General features: G+C 41.6%; 16 protein-coding genes. All 16 read right to left on the bottom strand.

Going from position 1 to position 16,864, the window contains the following annotated elements; all coding sequences use genetic code 11:
- Positions 1–1,143 (bottom strand): exo-beta-N-acetylmuramidase NamZ family protein (locus ADA55_RS02445; protein WP_226990385.1); only part of this gene is annotated, 1,143 nt, incomplete at its 3' end.
- A gap of 46 nt (positions 1,144–1,189) precedes the next feature.
- A complete protein-coding gene (locus ADA55_RS02450) occupies positions 1,190–3,130 on the bottom strand; it encodes a glycoside hydrolase family 3 protein (protein ID WP_048678552.1) in 1,941 nt (646 codons plus the stop codon).
- 201 nt (positions 3,131–3,331) lie between these two features.
- The gene (locus ADA55_RS02455) at positions 3,332–4,342 is read right to left on the bottom strand and encodes a MupG family TIM beta-alpha barrel fold protein (protein WP_048678554.1); all 1,011 of its coding nucleotides are present in this window, start codon (positions 4,340–4,342) and stop codon (positions 3,332–3,334) included.
- A complete protein-coding gene (locus tag ADA55_RS02460) occupies positions 4,339–5,709 on the bottom strand; it encodes a PTS transporter subunit EIIC (protein ID WP_048678557.1) in 1,371 nt (456 codons plus the stop codon). The genes ADA55_RS02455 and ADA55_RS02460 overlap by 4 nt, the downstream gene beginning before the upstream one ends.
- Before the next feature lie 32 nt (positions 5,710–5,741).
- Positions 5,742–6,599, bottom strand: coding sequence for a MurR/RpiR family transcriptional regulator (locus ADA55_RS02465; protein ID WP_048678560.1), 858 nt, complete (start codon positions 6,597–6,599; stop codon positions 5,742–5,744).
- Between the two features lie 10 nt (positions 6,600–6,609).
- Positions 6,610–7,518, bottom strand: coding sequence for an N-acetylmuramic acid 6-phosphate etherase (gene murQ / locus ADA55_RS02470; RefSeq protein WP_048678563.1), 909 nt, complete (start codon positions 7,516–7,518; stop codon positions 6,610–6,612).
- A 361-nt stretch (positions 7,519–7,879) separates the two neighbouring features.
- Entirely contained in the window at positions 7,880–9,061 is a 1,182-nt protein-coding gene (locus ADA55_RS02475) for an ABC transporter substrate-binding protein (RefSeq protein ID WP_048678565.1), read from the bottom strand.
- Positions 9,062–9,083: 22 nt separating this feature from the next.
- The gene (locus ADA55_RS02480) at positions 9,084–9,830 is read right to left on the bottom strand and encodes an ABC transporter ATP-binding protein (protein WP_207118035.1); all 747 of its coding nucleotides are present in this window, start codon (positions 9,828–9,830) and stop codon (positions 9,084–9,086) included.
- Positions 9,784–10,548: an ABC transporter ATP-binding protein gene (locus ADA55_RS02485; protein ID WP_048678569.1), complete on the bottom strand. Its 765-nt coding sequence runs from the start codon at positions 10,546–10,548 to the stop codon at positions 9,784–9,786. Before ADA55_RS02485 ends, ADA55_RS02480 begins: the two co-directional genes overlap by 47 nt.
- Positions 10,549–10,550: 2 nt before the next feature.
- Entirely contained in the window at positions 10,551–11,546 is a 996-nt protein-coding gene (locus ADA55_RS02490) for a branched-chain amino acid ABC transporter permease (protein ID WP_048678571.1), read from the bottom strand.
- A 1-nt stretch (position 11,547) separates the two neighbouring features.
- A complete protein-coding gene (locus ADA55_RS02495) occupies positions 11,548–12,411 on the bottom strand; it encodes a branched-chain amino acid ABC transporter permease (RefSeq protein ID WP_048678573.1) in 864 nt (287 codons plus the stop codon).
- Between the two features lie 159 nt (positions 12,412–12,570).
- Positions 12,571–12,735 carry a hypothetical protein gene (locus ADA55_RS29105; protein ID WP_153246087.1) on the bottom strand — a complete coding sequence of 55 codons (165 nt, stop codon included), beginning with the start codon at positions 12,733–12,735 and terminating at the stop codon, positions 12,571–12,573.
- Positions 12,736–13,467: 732 nt separating this feature from the next.
- Positions 13,468–13,821, bottom strand: coding sequence for a hypothetical protein (locus ADA55_RS02500; RefSeq protein WP_048678575.1), 354 nt, complete (start codon positions 13,819–13,821; stop codon positions 13,468–13,470).
- Between the two features lie 12 nt (positions 13,822–13,833).
- A complete protein-coding gene (locus ADA55_RS02505) occupies positions 13,834–14,364 on the bottom strand; it encodes an NAD(P)H-dependent oxidoreductase (RefSeq protein WP_048678577.1) in 531 nt (176 codons plus the stop codon).
- Positions 14,365–14,407: 43 nt separating this feature from the next.
- Positions 14,408–15,040 carry an efflux RND transporter periplasmic adaptor subunit gene (locus ADA55_RS02510; RefSeq protein WP_048678579.1) on the bottom strand — a complete coding sequence of 211 codons (633 nt, stop codon included), beginning with the start codon at positions 15,038–15,040 and terminating at the stop codon, positions 14,408–14,410.
- Positions 15,037–16,677, bottom strand: a complete 1,641-nt coding sequence (locus tag ADA55_RS02515) for an MFS transporter (RefSeq protein ID WP_048678581.1) — start codon at positions 16,675–16,677, stop codon at positions 15,037–15,039. The genes ADA55_RS02510 and ADA55_RS02515 overlap by 4 nt, the downstream gene beginning before the upstream one ends.
- Positions 16,678–16,864 lie beyond the last annotated feature (187 nt).

Consider the following 16,864-nt stretch of genomic DNA (forward strand, 5'->3'; position numbering starts at 1 on the left):
TTTCAAGATTTCATTTACTGTTGAACCTTCTTTAATTCTAGACATTATCCAGCCATTTCCAATCAATAAATTGAAATTGTTGGCTGCAAGGAATTCGAAATCACCGGGATATAGATCCTGAATGGTCTTGATGATGTGAAGTCCAGTTGGGACAGCCTTGAACGCTTCTCTATCCGTTATATAAATTTCCACTCCGTGGCTAAGTCTACCTGCATGTTTTGAAAATGTAGGTGTAAAGGACGCTGCCCTGAATTTCACACCGGGTAACCTTAATGCATTTAATTTCCCAGCAAGCTCATCACTATTTATATATGGAGCACCTATCAACTCGAATGGTTTGGTCGTTCCTCTGCCTTCTGAGACATTTGTTCCCTCGATCAAGCCTGTAGCCGGATATACGAAAGTAGTGGAAACTGTCGGCATATTCGGTGACGGCAAGACAAAAGGGAGACCAGTATCGTCATAATCCATATCTCGCTTCCAGCCTTTCATCTTGATGACCTTGAGATCTGCTCCAATTTTAAATTCCTTATTGAACAAAGTCGCGAGTTCCCCAACCGTCATCCCATGCTTAAGCGGGATTGGATACAACCCAACAAACGATGAGAATTCAGGTTCAAGGACCGGCCCATCTACCGACTCCCCGCCTTGTGGGTTCGGCCGGTCCAGCACGATAAAGGGGATATCATTTTCTCTGGCTGCTTCCATTGCATAAGCCATCGTGTAGATATAAGTGTAATAGCGTGTTCCGACATCCTGGATATCAAAAACAAGGACCTCAACATCCTTTAACATTTCAGGCGTCGGTTTTTTCGTTTTGCCATATAAACTATAAACGGGCAATCCTGTTTTTTCATCAATATAATATTCAACGCTTGCACCAGCTTGCGCATCTCCACGCACTCCATGTTCAGGACCAAATAAAGCCGTTAAATTAATATCCGGATCATCATGAAGGAGATCGACGATGCTGGTTAATTTAGAGTCGATGCCAGTTGGATTCGTAATCAAGCCAACTTTCTTTCCGCTTAAAACGTTCTTTTCTTCTTTTAAAAGAACTTCAATACCAGGACTGACCTTTTGTTTTTTCTTCTCTTTAACAGCTGTTACACTTTTTGAGGAAACGATGCCGAAAGAAAGCATGCAAATGGCAAATAGGATTATCATTCTTTTCAAATTGCTTCTCTCCTTATTTTTTAATGGGTCTTCCAGATTTAATGTCTAATCCATATCCATAGTTATAAAGGCTTTCAGAGGGCTTAGTTACTGAAGGTATATCGACCGGCAACGTGCCTTTAGGTCTTGATTCTCCAAAAATAGTCGAGATGCCTGCCGGGATATTCGGCTGTCTATAACGCCCATTCGAATACCCTTTAAACCCGTAAACAGCAAGAACCGCCTTCGCTTCTTCAAAGTTTGCAACATCATAAGGGTTTCTTAAACTCATTAAAACAAATTCTTTGTCTTTTTTCTTTGCATGATTCATGACCGCTCTAGGGAAGGCTGTTGCCCACTTCGACGAATCTTGAATGCTGTCATCTATCACTCCATCATTGACAGCCGGATCATTTTTGACAATATAGGAACCAGTTATGACAAAATCCGATTCATCAATGAGTCTGGCCACTTGATCTGTAAATGACTTTCCTGAAAAACTCATACCCGTTATTTGGACTTTCTTTATTTTCTTTTTTTCAGCTAATTCGCTGATGCTCCTGGACATGGATTCAACTTGGTCATCAAAAGGAGCAAGAATTAAAACTTTATCATTTTTCTTAGGTTTGAAAGGCAATGTTTTGTGTTCATTTTTCAATAGAGTGATGGCATCTTCCGCCATTTTCCTTTCTTTTTTTAAATGATCTTCATTCCCGACTACTTGAAGCGCGGTTTCGATTTTTTTATCTATAGGAGTATCTTCCGGGTTTAATATCCCTCTTTTCACTTTTAGTTCAAGTATCCTCGTTACAGAATGATTGACTTGATTTAGAGGAATTTCCCCGCTAGCTACTGCCGCCTTCACTGCATTGAATACAGAGGTTATATTCTTTTCCATTTGAAGCGAATTAACCTGTGCCGGCATCAAAGCAATATCAACACCAGATTTCAGGGCAAGGACCACAGCTTCTTCCTGTCCGAAGTTGTCCGCGATGGCTTTCATATTCAAAGCATCTGTAACCACAACACCGTCAAATCCCATTTCTTCACGTAATAGACCCGTGATGACCTTTTGTGACAGCGTTGCAGGAACCATAATTTCTTGACCGTCTTTTTTACTGATATAGGTAGTGTCTTCGAATGCAGGAAATTGAACATGTGCAGTCATCATCATATCAACTCCAGCATCGATGGCTCTTTGGAAAGGAAGCAGCTCGATGGAGCGCAAACGCTCTTTATCATGAGAAACAAGGGGAAGACCATAATGACTGTCGACTGCTGTATCTCCATGGCCAGGGAAATGCTTGGTCGTCGCTATCATGTTCTGATTTTGCAATCCTTTTATCATCTGAATGCCAAGCTTTGATACAAGTTCCGGATCGGAACTGAAGGAACGAACGCCAATAACAGGATTTCCGGGATTATTATTGACATCGACAGACGGTCCGAAATTGACATTTATGCCAAGTGCCGACAGTTCCTTACCAATAATTTCTCCAGATTGATAAGCGTAACTCTCTTTTCTGGCTGCACCAAGTGCCATATTACCAGGAAGGTTCGTTCCAGTTTGAAGACGAGTTACGATTCCTCCTTCCTGATCAATCGTTATGAACAGCGGAAGGTCCGGGCTTGCCATCTGCAAACCATCCGTGAGACGAACCGTTTGTTCGGTATCGACTACATTCTCAGCAAACAGAATCACACCGCCCAGATGATATTTTTTGATGATGCTTGCAACTTCCGAGTTCATTTCAATAAACCCGGTTGCCTTTGTTTCTCCTTGTTTTTGCCAATTACGAAAATCCGGCATGAGCATTTGACCGACTTTTTCATCGATTGTCATGTTTTCTACGATTTCCTGAATATCAGAAACCGTTTTTTCATTCTCGTATCCCTTTGCTGTCGCATTCCCTCCCATAATGGATAAAACCAAACATAATGCGATTCCAGCTGGGGCACATATCCTTTTTATCATTCAGGCATCCTCCCTTGTATTCTTTTTAGTTCTGTTAGCAACAATTCCAAACCACTGCCGTGAAGGGGAAAAATGAATGGAAATGAACTATATAGATCCTATAAAGAAATCAAGGCAGCATCGGGAATCCCAGCAGCCGCCTCTTTAAAAAGCCTTCATGAAATGTATCCATTTATCCCTGGATTCTTTGAGTCCAATTGTTTACTCAATTATAAGTTTTATTGTTTGACCAGGCTTTAGAAGGGACAGCAAGGGAATATCTTCTTCTATAACTCTTCCTATAACGTTGACTCGGTGGTCTGCCCCTAGGTCTCTTTTGCAAATTTGAACCTCTCCCCGATACCTTCCATAAGCATCATTGTCCATCGTTATGGATCCAAGGCTTCGTGCAGCTGTATTACTCGGCTCAACATTTGCGGTGACCCGGGTATTCTGCAGCCGGAAAACATCTTGAGAAACATCTGGCCTCAATTTATACTGACCGCTTTGCAAAAGTCGGGATTTCACTCTAATAGTTAGAATGTTCAGATTTTTATATACGGTTAGATTCTCAAGCAAATTACCCTCCGTTCCTTGATCACCAACGTAAACTCCTTCCACATGCTGGATCAGCTCAATTCCGGCGGCGTAAGGATTCATCAACCTGTGTTTTTCAAGCGTTGGAAGACCCTCATGAAGAGGACCGCGTTTACTTCCTGCACCCGGGATGAAAGCAAAGATCGGTATGCCGTATTTCTTGAACATTCCATTTTGTTCATGAAAGAACTCTTCTTCAAGGCCCGTTTCAGGCCTTGGATAAAAGTTGTGCCAAGCTATCAGACTTTCCGGTTCCACTCCGCCCCCAAGCACGGCTAAAAGTTCCTCTTCATTCAACGTACTTGCATTTAGTGAGAGTGAAAACACCTTAGATAAAGATATGACCGTTTCTTTATCGAACCCATCATCAAGGCGAATCCCTTTAATACCTAATGGCCATAAATCCGTAAATTTGTTAATCCCCAAATGATCAAGCGTATTTAACGAGACATCTGCATGGATTTCCATTCCATAGTCCTCTGCAAGCTTTAAAAGCCTGATCATCCTCTTCACGAGGTCTCCCTTTTCTTCAGGAATATGGAGCGAGGTAAATGCTCTCTTCACTCCTAGGTTAGCAGCATGTATAATTTGTGTTTCTGCATGCGGGTCCTGTAGATAAAAAGAAATTCCGATCACTTAAATTCAACCGCCATTTCATCTTTAAATCCGAACAGATACGTAAAAATAAACCCTGCTATATAGGAAATGAACAACCCAGCAAGGAACAGGGCGATTTGGTTTGGATGAACTAGAAAGGTAAGCGGCAGTCCGGACACACCGATGGAAGACGTGGCGATCCCGAATTGAGCTTGGAATGCCCCGCCTACTCCTGCACCTAAACATGCAGTTAAGAAGGGCCGGCCCAATGGCAGGGTCACTCCAAATATAAGGGGTTCACCAATACCTAGCATTCCTGAAGGAAGGCCTCCTCCGATAGCTCTCTTCAAACTTGCTTTCTTCGTTTTCATATAGATGGCAAATGCCGCTCCCACTTGACCCGCGCCACCCATCGCCAAAATGGGGAGCAGTGGATCATCACCAATCGAATTTATCAATTCCAGATGGACAGGCGTTAAACCTTGATGTAAACCAGTAATGACGAGAGGGAGGAAGGCCGCCCCAAGCACGAATCCAGCTACAACACCACCGAAATCCAATACATTCAATAACCCATTCGTAATGGCATCCGATAAAAACCCTCCTACCGGCATAAATACAATGTAAGTGACAATCCCGGTAATGAGTAAAGCGATGGTTGGCGTCAAAATGATATCCAGTGATTGAGGAATGAATTTCCTGACCTGTTTTTCCACCAAGGCTATGAAAATAGCTGCAAAGAGTACTCCTATCAATCCACCGCGGCCAGGGAGCAAATTTTCACCGAACAATGAAATGTCGCCGACGGCCGGGTTTATGACCAAGATACCAGCAAGGGCACCAAGTGCAGGTGATCCGCCGTATTCTTTTGCAGCATTGGTCCCAACCAAAATCCCCAAGTAGGCAAACAGACCGGATCCGATAACGGTTAAAATGATGGCTAATTGTGATTCTGCTGCAAGCCAGCCCGCTTGAACGATTGCCTTTGTAATACCGGTAATCAAACCAGATGCCACTAAGGCGGGAATTAAAGGGATGAAAATACTTGCAATCCTGCGTAAAAAAAGTTTAAACGGTTTTGCGTTTTTCCTATCAATCTCTGATTTATTCTTCGAGGCTACTTCTTTTAAGTTCAAATCTCCCGAAGCTTCCTCCAGAAGCTTTTCAAATTCTGTATGAACCTTGTTCACCACACCTGGCCCGAGGACGATTTGTATCGTTTCCTCTTCAATGACGCCAAAAACGCCTTCCGTATTTTTTATATCTTCCATTTTTACTTTCGATCGATCGATTGGCAATACCCTCAGTCTGGTCATACAATGTACAGCATCGGCAACATTAGATGCCCCACCTAATTTCCCCAATAACTCTTCTGCTAAACTGGCGTACTTATCCCCCTTACCCATTCATAAGCCCCCTTTGTCAAATCTCGCATTAATCATTTATATCGATCTGTCATCGATTTAATGGCAGTCCTGGTATTATCAATATATTGGACAGTTTCTTCATATTGCTCTGAAGCCATCCCCAAAAACAAAATGTCAATCATATATAATTGCGCCAATCGTGAGGATGTTGCTGCACTTCGAAATGGTGCTTCATTCGAATAGGATGTAAACAAAGTGGCATCACACAAAGAAGATACCGCTGTTTGGCCATAATGAGTCAGCCCGATTGTCTTGACCCCACGTTCCTTTGCCAGCTTCAATATATTGACAACTTCAGGTGTTTCCCCAGAGAATGAAATGGCAAAAACGATGTCATTCTCATCAGCATTTGCAATCAGGGTTGCAACTAAATGCATATCTGTAAAAGCCGTTGCTCCTTTATTGATGCGAAGTAATTTTTGCTGAGCATCCGCAGCAACTATATTCGAAGCACCCACACCGCAAAAGTGGACGGTTTTTGCATTCAGCATCAGCGTTATGGCATGTTTGAGATTATCATGATCGATTATTTCAGATGTGTCCCGGATGGTCTGAATCGAATTACTCGTTGTTTTTTCCACAATCCGGTACAGTGATTCAGAAGGCTCGATATCCCGGTAGCCCTGTTCAACCGTCTTCATCAAATCTCCAGCAATCCTTATTTTCAGATCTTGAAATCCTTTTATTCCAAGCGATTTACACAACCTAATAACAGCAGCCCCGCTTGTTTGGGCAGACGTACTTAATTCCTGTACAGTGCTGTTCACAACTTCATGAGGATTCTGTAGAATATATTCCGCTAGTTTTTGTTCTGATTGCGGCAGCTTGCTCAACATCGTCTGTATGATGGATAATCCTCCTGTAGCCATTGCTTCCCTCCTAATCTTCATAGATCGAGATGGCTTTTCTGACATCTCCATCCGCTTTTTCCAGTAACTCCATTGCTTTTTCATAATCTGTTGCCGTTTTTATCATGACAATCGCTGGCTTAACTTGATTATTTGCCTTTTCAAGCGTATTCAAAGCTTGATCATAGTCAGCATTCGTTACTGTTTCTATGATGTTTACTGCACGGTCCTTCAGTTTTTGATTACTGACATTTACATCGACCATCAGATTTTCATAGACTTTGCCCAATCGGATCATGGTTGCCGTTGAAATCATATTGAGTACCATTTTATGTGCGGTTGCCGCTTTCATTCTCGTGGATCCTGTTAACACTTCCGGCCCGACCACCACTTCAATCCCTATATCAGCTTCGTTCGTGATGCTCGCGTTATTATTGCATGATAAAGCGACCGCTTTAGCCCCGACCTTTCTTGCATAACGTAAAGCGCCTTTCACATAAGGAGTGCGCCCGCTTGCCGCAATGCCAATAACCGTATCATTTGCTGTAAGCGCCACGTCAATCAGGTCATTTTCCCCAAACTCTTCTTTATCCTCTGCACCTTCAACAGCCCGAACAAATGCCTTTTCCCCTCCTGCGATTATTCCCAGCACCCTATCAGGCGGAGTGCTGAAAGTCGGCGGACATTCCACGGCATCCAGCACTCCGAGCCTTCCGCTCGTTCCTGCTCCGATGTATATGAGTCTCCCTCCTTTTTTTAACGATTCGCAAGCCCATTCAACTGCCTTTTCAATCTCTGGCAATACCTCCTGAACTGCTGCTGCCACTTTAAAATCTTCTTTATTGATTGCAGAAATGATGTCCATTGTATTAACACTGTCGATATTCATCGTCTTTTCGTTCCGTAATTCAGTCGTTAATGAACGCAAATGTTCTTCCATAGACAATTGAATCCTCCTATAAACAATCACTTAAATATAATTTCATTTTTTAATATAAAATAATGAAATTATATTTCATATTATATTCAATGATAGCGTTTTCATTACTGAGAGACAAGATATTTTTGTAAAATTTGTTAACCGGCAATCTCCGTTCATCAAAACCCCGATGCTGGCGGACTTTCATCTATCCCTTTCAGAGTGGCTTAATTTACCCAAAGGAGCCTACTATTTTTAGTGTGGATTTTTTCAACAAAAAAAACGTGTACCGTCACCTTATTAGGAACGATACACGCAATTTTGCAAAATGCTAAACTAGTATACTACGCCAGACCCGGTACACCTGCACTCCTTTACCCAGTTAACGGATAGGGACCACTTTCCCGTTTTCTACTGCACCGACGACAATAGTTGATGCAAATCCTCCATTTTCATCAATCGAGGGAATATCGTATATTTTTTGATCTGGCCCTATATTTGAAAGTCCGTCTTGCATATGTTTACGGATGGCCTTGGCATCATCAACGCTGCCTGCAGATTTCATGGCTTCCACAAACGCATACATGGCGATATAATTCAATCCTACTTCGGAGCTTGGATCTTCCTTATAATTCTTTTGATATTTCTCGACGAATGCAGGCACTGCTTCTTCATCTGAGTCCATCAATGGCAGAACGCCAATCGAGCCTTCCAATGTTTCATATGAACCTGCAATAGGCTTCATTTGATCCAGCTTTGCTTGATCCATGATAATGAAACCGCCTTTAAATCCTAGCTCCCGAGCTTGCTTCGCCACTTTTGCCGTAGGTTCCGAAGCTCCACCGATGAATAGCACATCAGGATCTTTTTTCAAGGCATTTGTGACAATCGTAAAGAAATCGGTTTCTTTGGCGAAATCAATCGAAGAATTATAAACGACTTTTCCGCCTTGCTTTTCCCAATGTGGGAGCACGGCTTCCGTCCAGTCTTTACCGTATTGCGAAGATGTTGGCAAAGCGGCAATTTTCTTGCCGAAGTTTTCCATCGCATATGTTGTAAAAGGCTCGATATACCCCTCGTAATTCGGTGGAATTCGAACAGTTAATGAATTTCCGCTCTCGGTCACTGCCGGTTCACTCGTATATGCACCAATGATGAATTCCTCTTGTTCATTAAAAACCTGAAGTGCCAGCACGCCTCCGCTGTGAGGCGTGAAAATGATCGGCGTATCATATTCCTGAATTAAACGTTTAGCATTCGACCCGGTTTCATTAGGTAAGTATTTATCGTCCAACGATACTAAGTTCAACGTGTATTTCTTACCATCTACTTCAAAACCACCAGCATCATTAATTTCATTGACGGCCATTTCGACACCATTCAATGTCCGTTTCCCATATAACGCTGCTGCCCCGCTTAAAGGACCGCTAAAACCGATGTTTACGACATTGTCATTTTTTCCTTTACTGCCACTGCTAGACACAGGGCTATCCCCTTTATTGCACCCGGTCAAAACAGTGATGGTTAGCAGGAGAAAGACAAATAGTACTTTCAGTTTTTTCATAAAAATCCCCCATTCAATTTATTCAGGCCCCAATATACGCTTTCCTTACTTCATCATTGGCTAATAACTCACTTGCTGTCCCTTGAACGACAATTTCCCCATTTTCAAAAACATATCCTTTATCTGCAATGCTTAGGGCAGCATTCGCGTTTTGTTCAGCAAGCAGGATTGTGATTCCTTCGCGGTTTATTTCTTCAATGACTTGAAACATTTGTTCGACAATGAGTGGAGCGAGTCCCACCGAAGGCTCATCAAGCATCAACAATTTCGGTTTCGACATCAAAGCCCTTCCAATTGCTAGCATTTGCTGTTGGCCGCCGCTCAGGCTTCCCGCTTCATCATGATGCTTTTCTTTTAAAATCGGGAATAAGTGATAAACGTATTCCAAGGAATCCTTGATCTCCGCTTTTTTCTTTCGATGCACATAGGCACCCATCCGCAGATTTTCCTGAACGGTCATCTGTGGAAACAGTTTACGTCCTTCGGCACACTGAACGATCCCCTCCCGGACATTCCTATCCGGGGCACGGCCCCCTATCGGCATGCCTTGAAAATGGATTTCCCCCTTGGAAAGCTTACTGATTCCGCTTATGGAACGAAAAGTCGTGCTTTTTCCTGCCCCATTAGCTCCTAGCAAAACAACGATCTCTCCCTCGGCAACTTCGATATTCACATGGTTTATCGCAGTGAAACTTCCATAATTCACGGCGACATCTGTTAACTTAAGCACTGGCACTCCCTCCCAAATAGGCTTTAATGACCGCTTCATTTCCGCGGATTTCCTTGGGTGTGCCCTCGGCAATTTTTTCTCCGTAATTAAGGACCATGATGTGGTCTGCCAAGTTCATGATCATATGCATTTTGTGCTCGATTAAACAAACGGTCAGTCCCGATCGATTCAATTTTTTAATCAGTTCTGTCAAACCTTCCGTTTCATCCGGGTTGATTCCCGCAGCAGGTTCATCAAGAAAGATGATTTCCGGTTCTGTCGCTAGGGCTAGGGCAATGGCTGTCCGTTTCTTTTCCTCCTGCGAGATGCTCGAGACCATTCTGTCAGCCGATTCCGTTAATCCGACAATATCAAGCACCTCCATAGCCTTATCCCTGCAAGCCGCTTCCTCCCGTTTTAAACGTTTTGTTCTTAGAATGGCATCCACCAAATTGGATTTTGTTCGCAGTCTATGACCGACAATGACATTATCCAACACGGTCGATTGATCGAAAAGGCTTGTCGTTTGAAAGGTTCTTGAAATTCCGAGCCCCGCTATTTCATTGGCAGGAAGTTTGGTGATATCAATCCCTTTAAAAAGAACCGTCCCGGAAGTTGGTCGATGAAAGCCACTGATCAAGTTAAAAAAAGTGGATTTCCCTGCACCATTTGGCCCGATTATTGCATTGATTCTACCTTTTTCAATTGAAAAATCCACATTATTGACGGCCGCCAATCCTCCGAAACGCTTTGTCAAATTCTTAGTTTCGATTAGCAAATTCATCCCTCCTCAGCTTTTATGTGCAATTCGCCCCTAACCCCGGACAGCGCATTATCTTTTCGCTTTCTTTGCCAATCAAAGAAGGCCCCTGCTATTCCGCGCGGATAAAAGATAATGATCACCGTAAGTAATGGTCCGAATATCAGCATTCGATATTCTTGAAGGAATTGCAGATTCTGCGACAGGATTACTAATAATAATGTTCCTACCAATGGACCTGAAAGTGTCCCGATTCCACCAACCAATAAATACATCAATAGATCGAACATGATGGCAGTTGACCCGATATCAGGTCCAATGAAACGAATGAATGAAGCATACAAGGCACCTGCCAAACCTGCGAAGAATGTGGATAGGACAAATGCGGTTAACTTATTCTTCATTGTGGATATACCAATCGTTTGTGCAAGGTCCTCGCTGTTCCTGATGGCTATATACGTTCTGCCGGTCAACGAGCGAATAATTCGATACACGATTAAAATCACTGCAAGCAGGAAAATGAGAACGAGATAATATTGGGATGCTGCAGTATCGAATGTGACCGGCCCTATATTCCCAGGAGCAGGGATCCCGATCAATCCCCTAACCCCCTCTGTAAGTCCCTCCCATTTATCGATCACAAGATATATGATGTAACCCACACATAGGGTATAAATCGCGAAAAAGTGTTCCTTTGTCCTCAGCGCAATCAAACCGATTAAAAACCCAATGGCACATGTGATTAAACATGCACATATTAGTGCCAGCCAAAAGTTCATTCCCGCTTTTACTGTGAGCAGGCCAAGAGAATATGCTCCAATCGCAAAAAATCCAGCATGTGCAAGCGAGAGATATCCAGTATAGCCTGATAATAAATTGATTCCATAAACAGCTATCGCCCAGATGAACGAAAGTGTCAGCATATGGAGATAATAATCGTTTTGCGCGATATAGGGGAATGAAAAAGCAAAGACGATAAGAGCGATAATCCCATTTCTTTTCGTTAATATCTTCACACTACCTCTCCCCCTTTGCAAAAAGACCTGTTGGTTTCACCGTTAATATGATGACTAGAAGTATGAATGCAATGATGTCTTTATAATCATTTGAAATATAAGTTGCACCCAGGCTCTCACTGAAACCTAGGATATATCCACCTACGATCGCCCCCGGGATGCTGCCCATCCCACCCAATATGATAATGACGAAGGCTTTTAGGATGACTAAATGCCCCATGCCGGGAAAAACAAGATTAATCGGTGATGCAAGGGATGAAGCTATGGCTGCTAATCCCCCCGATATCATGAAGGTAAGCATCGCGACTTTATTAATGTTGATCCCTACTAATGATGCCCCTTCACGGCTTTGGGACATTGCAATTATCGTCGAACCTGCATAAGTTTTTTTTAGGAAAAGGTAAAGTAAAACCATTACTGCGATAGCTGACACGATGATCAATAATCGCTGAAGTGTGAACGTCAGTCCCAGGATATTGACGACTTGACCATATGGAGAAGTCATAGTATGGAAGTCGGCACCCCAGACAAATTGGGCAAAAGCTTCAAGAAAAAGGAGAATGCCGATGGCTGCAATCTTATCGTGCAACGGAGGTGCCTCCCTTAACAGGCGGAACACGAAACGTTCCAAAAGGACTCCCAACAAACCAACAACGATAATGGATACGAACATGGCAATCCAGTAATTGACCCCATATAATGTCATCATTGACAACGTGATATATCCTCCCAACATATATAGGGCACCGTGTGCAAAGTTCGGAATATGCAAAATTCCATATACTAGCGTCAATCCCAGTGCAACAAGACTATATACGCTGCCAATCGTCAAACCATTAAAAAGCTGCTGGATCAAAATTTCCATTTACTTCCTCCTTGAAAATTAATGAATTTCACTTTGCTGTTCATTCCCTGGCTCACATCCTGTCCATATTTGAAACTGCGATGAAACACTTTCACTTACTCTCCCATAACATCAACATCTCGGGAAGGCCAATAAGCTTTAATTCCCTTTATTCTTAGCCTATAGAAATAGCTTAGGTTTTGCGGAATAATCTCCTGATTCGTTGTTAGCGCTTTCATTTTTTAGGCGTAACGATTGTGCAGACAAGCTGTATTTAGGGAAAGCCAATGATTCCATTTTCTGTTTAATGACGGTTTTTCCATGGTAGGCGTCTGTTTCTTTCACCCCTTTCACCTCGTACCTTCCATGGAAGGATCATTCCGTAGATTAATTTCCTGTTATTAAATGCAAGTGCTGTGCCAAACATTAAATTACCTTCAATAAGGCTAATAACCAGTCTTTAAATTCATTATTGAATTGTAAAATCTCAAAAGTATCGGTTCCATACGGGATGTCCTTCATTCACTATTGACTGAAAAAATCATTTCTGAATCAATAAAAAAATTTAAAAGGAAAGGAACCAAAAAATCCCGTTTATAACTTCCATCATTCATACATTAGCAGGTATAAGAACCAATAATTTTTCTAAGGTAATAAAGCCCTCATCCCCCAAAAAAGCGTAAATATAATTAGGAATTCAGTCAAAAAGACAGCACCTCCAATTTGGATAATATCCAAAATTGCAGGTGCTGTTCATACTTTCCTATTCTTTTTCCACTGACCTTTAATCGATATTTTATAAGTTTCCTCACAATTGTTGCCTGACTGGAATCAAGCGCTTCTCCGATTTCATGGTAATTTGCTAGGTTTAAGCCGCTTTCGTCAAGATTTCCTTATCAGCTTTTACCACAGAGATCACCTATTAAATTATTGTTATTCCTCTAATCTCTTACCGATCGAATGGGTCACGCATTCATAATGTCTAAGAACCGTTACCTTGCTGGTGTACTTAACTCACGATTTAATGTTACCTCACTTTTTAGAGTTAGTTCATCCTTAGGAATTTTTCTACACTTCTCAGTTTTTTTCATTCTCACGCTTACGATTCATGGTTTTTAAAGCTTTTCTATATTCTTCATCCTTCATAGCCAATCGCTTGAGGTTTAAATCTTCCTGCGTCGTATCCTGGAAACATTGAAGGGCTTGGCGGTAGGCCTGATCGTTCATGTGCTTAACCTTCCCAGCGGAACCGGTTAGAGTCTCCTCTGGAACCAATTCAGATTTGTCAGGTGAATGGAAAGCTTCCTTACCAATTTCGTTTATAACCGTTTCATGTACCTCTTCTTCTTTTGAGGATGACCAAAAATTTATCTTGAACAATCCCGCGATAACAGCCATAGCCAATCCTATACAAGCAATAATGGTCACCATCTGCCCAACTCCTTACTGTACATGTGCTAGAGTTTGTGTGACTTCGGCTACACGTTTTCCTAAAGCTCTTCCTAACTCTTGGGCTTGCTCAGGAAGCAAATCTGTACTATCAACAGGACAGGACACCCCTACCCCATAATAAGATCCATATAAAGCATTTTCCGGAATATTACCAGGTAAACCCACGATAATCATCCCTTGGTGAAGCATGGGAGTAATGAGGTTAAGCATCGTTGCTTCTAATCCTCCATGGACGGTAGCAGTCGTACAAAATACAGCACCAATTTTGTTTATCAGCTTACCTTCTGCCCATAAGAACCCTAATTTATCAATCCAAGCTTTCAATCCAGAGCTAATCGTCCCGAAATGTCCAGGACATCCCCATACAATCGCATCCATTTCTGAAAGCTTATATACATCTGCCTGATCCACATGATCTATATTAACTTCTGCACCATACACTTCTTGAGCCCCTTCCGCTATTGAATATGCCAGTGCCTTTGTATGTTCACCTTCACTATCATAGACTACATGGATTTTCATAAAATTCCCCACTCCTCTTGGATGCATTGATGCGAATTTACATCTACAACGAGATTTTGATTTTAGCATTCATACCAGGAAGTACTTTGGCAGATGGATTCATAATTGAGATTTTAACAGAAACTTTTTGAGTGACCTTTGTGAAATTGCCCGTATTCGATTCTGGTAAAGTCGAAAATACAGATTTAGTAGCATAGCCGATTTCTTCTACTTTTCCTTCGAAAGTTACATCGGTATCGCCATCTACGTTTATATCCACTGAATCGCCTTTTTCAATATCCTTTAAATCTGTTTCCTTGATGTTAGCTGTAATGTATAAATGCTTGAGGTCTGCAGCTTGGGCTAGCACTTGGCCACCTTGTACTAACTGGTCATTTCCGGCTCCATTTTTAATAATCGTTCCCTCCATGGTAGACTTTATGGAAACGGCTTGACCTTCTTCCTCAATTGTTCCTATTGCCTTTCCTTTTGTAACTTCTTTACCTTCTTTAATATCCCAATCTTTGAGCATACCAGAAGCTGGTGCTACAATTTGAACCATGTCTGCAGATACTTTCGCATCATCAGTTTTAACAAAGTTCTCATTTTGATAATAAAAGTATGCACCGCCTGCTAGAAAAGCAATTACAACAAGAACACCCAAAATATTGGCTATTATTAAACGACCTTTACTCATACGTATTTCCCCTTTTTATTCGTTTTTTCCAATGGTGCTGGAAGTAAAATGTGCTGCTCTTTCTGCACTAGCGACCTTCCTTTGCCCGTTACAGCCTTTCCGATGGAAGCTAACAACATGATTATGCCTAATACCAGGAGAATGGTAAATAAATCATGGTAAGCTCCTAGAAGCGCACCTTTTTGACTATTCACAACCATTGAATAATAGGCCATGCTTTTTGCCTCTGTCAGTGTATGTCCATTATTGATATAATTGCGGACCAATCCGGCCATCTCTGAGTTAGTTTCGGGGTTCAATAGTGATATTTCCCCTCGAACATCTTCATAGTGAATCGCATGCATTCGATAAGCAAACCATCCTATTACTGGTCCAGCAATTGAACCAAATAAATTTCTCATAGAATGCAGGGATGACGACCGTAGTACTGCCTTGTGAATGTCACCTGATAGTGCTGTTCCCAATGCCCCTGATAAAAGCACCATGCTTACGCCTACGCCAATACAAGCCATTTGAACATTTATTGCCGTTAAAGAAACCTCGGTTCCCATTGATCTCCATTGAATACTGATCATTATTATGATGATGGAACCTACCATTCCCAGCCTGCCTGCACCCCATTTGTCATACAGCAGAGTACATACGATACCAGACGCCAAGAATCCAACAAAAAACCACAAATAAAAATAAGTAAGGTATATGAATGGAGGATCAAGAATGTTACGCAAAAACCCATTAGCTCCTGCAATCGCAACGATAAGAGCAATATGTGCAGTTAAAGCCATAATTGTTCCTGAAACTGTTTTTGCTGACCACAATGATCGGATTGGAATAAAGGGATCAACAGCATTAAAATCAACCGCTATGAACAATAACGCCAATAGAAGAGCAATCACAAAAAATGGCCAAACCTGATTTGATGTAAATCCGTGTTCTTGTAAGTTATACAGCGGGAAAATCAAGTCCAATATTAATAAGGTGAATAAGAAAATTCCTTTCATGTTATGTTTCATCGTTCCTGAATTTAACTCTGGCTTCGTTTTGGGTAAGATTCTGAACCCGATTATAAGGCAAATGAGGGATGAGAGAATATTTAACAAGAATATCCATCGCCACTCAGAAACACTTAAAGATAAGGATCCAACAAATGCACCTACCGCGCTGCAACCAAATAAACCACCTATCGCAAACAATATAAACAGATTCCGCACCTTGTTTGGGTAAGACCTTAAACTAAGCGGTAGGATTGTCAGAAACAATACACCTGCCCCTAAACCTTGGAGTGATCTGCCAATGGTGAGCGGAATGATCCCCCAGCATAGAATATTGATGATCGTTCCACCAAGGAATATGAAAATGAAAGTAAGATAAATTTTTCTTGTTCCATATTTCATGGGAAGGATACGTCCAAATGGGAGACCTAGCGAAAAAGCCAAATTTGAGCAAATGGATGGAAGTAACATAACGTGTGTACTTAAGTTAAGTCCATTTTGAATAACCATTTGATTCAAGATATAGGAAAGACTTGTAAAGTATTGAGGCCCAAATGAAAATAACGTTAATATAGACATGAGCACATATTCAGGCAAGAGGGGTTTCTTTATCTCGCCACTCAAAACATGATTTTGTGAATTCATATAATTCCCCCTTTCTTTCTAAGCTAATTTTGAATGTCAAATTCCATTCATTAATATTTTTAAAAGAAAAAAGTCTTCACCATCCATTCATATTGAGCAGTTAAACATGCAACTTACCCAAACTTGCTATTTGCAATTTGTATTATACAATATATAAAAAATATAGCAATAAAAATATTACCCAAAC

Origin of the sequence: Bacillus sp. 220_BSPC, from assembly GCF_001054655.1 — a bacterium.
GTDB lineage: Bacteria > Bacillota > Bacilli > Bacillales > DSM-1321 > Peribacillus > Peribacillus frigoritolerans.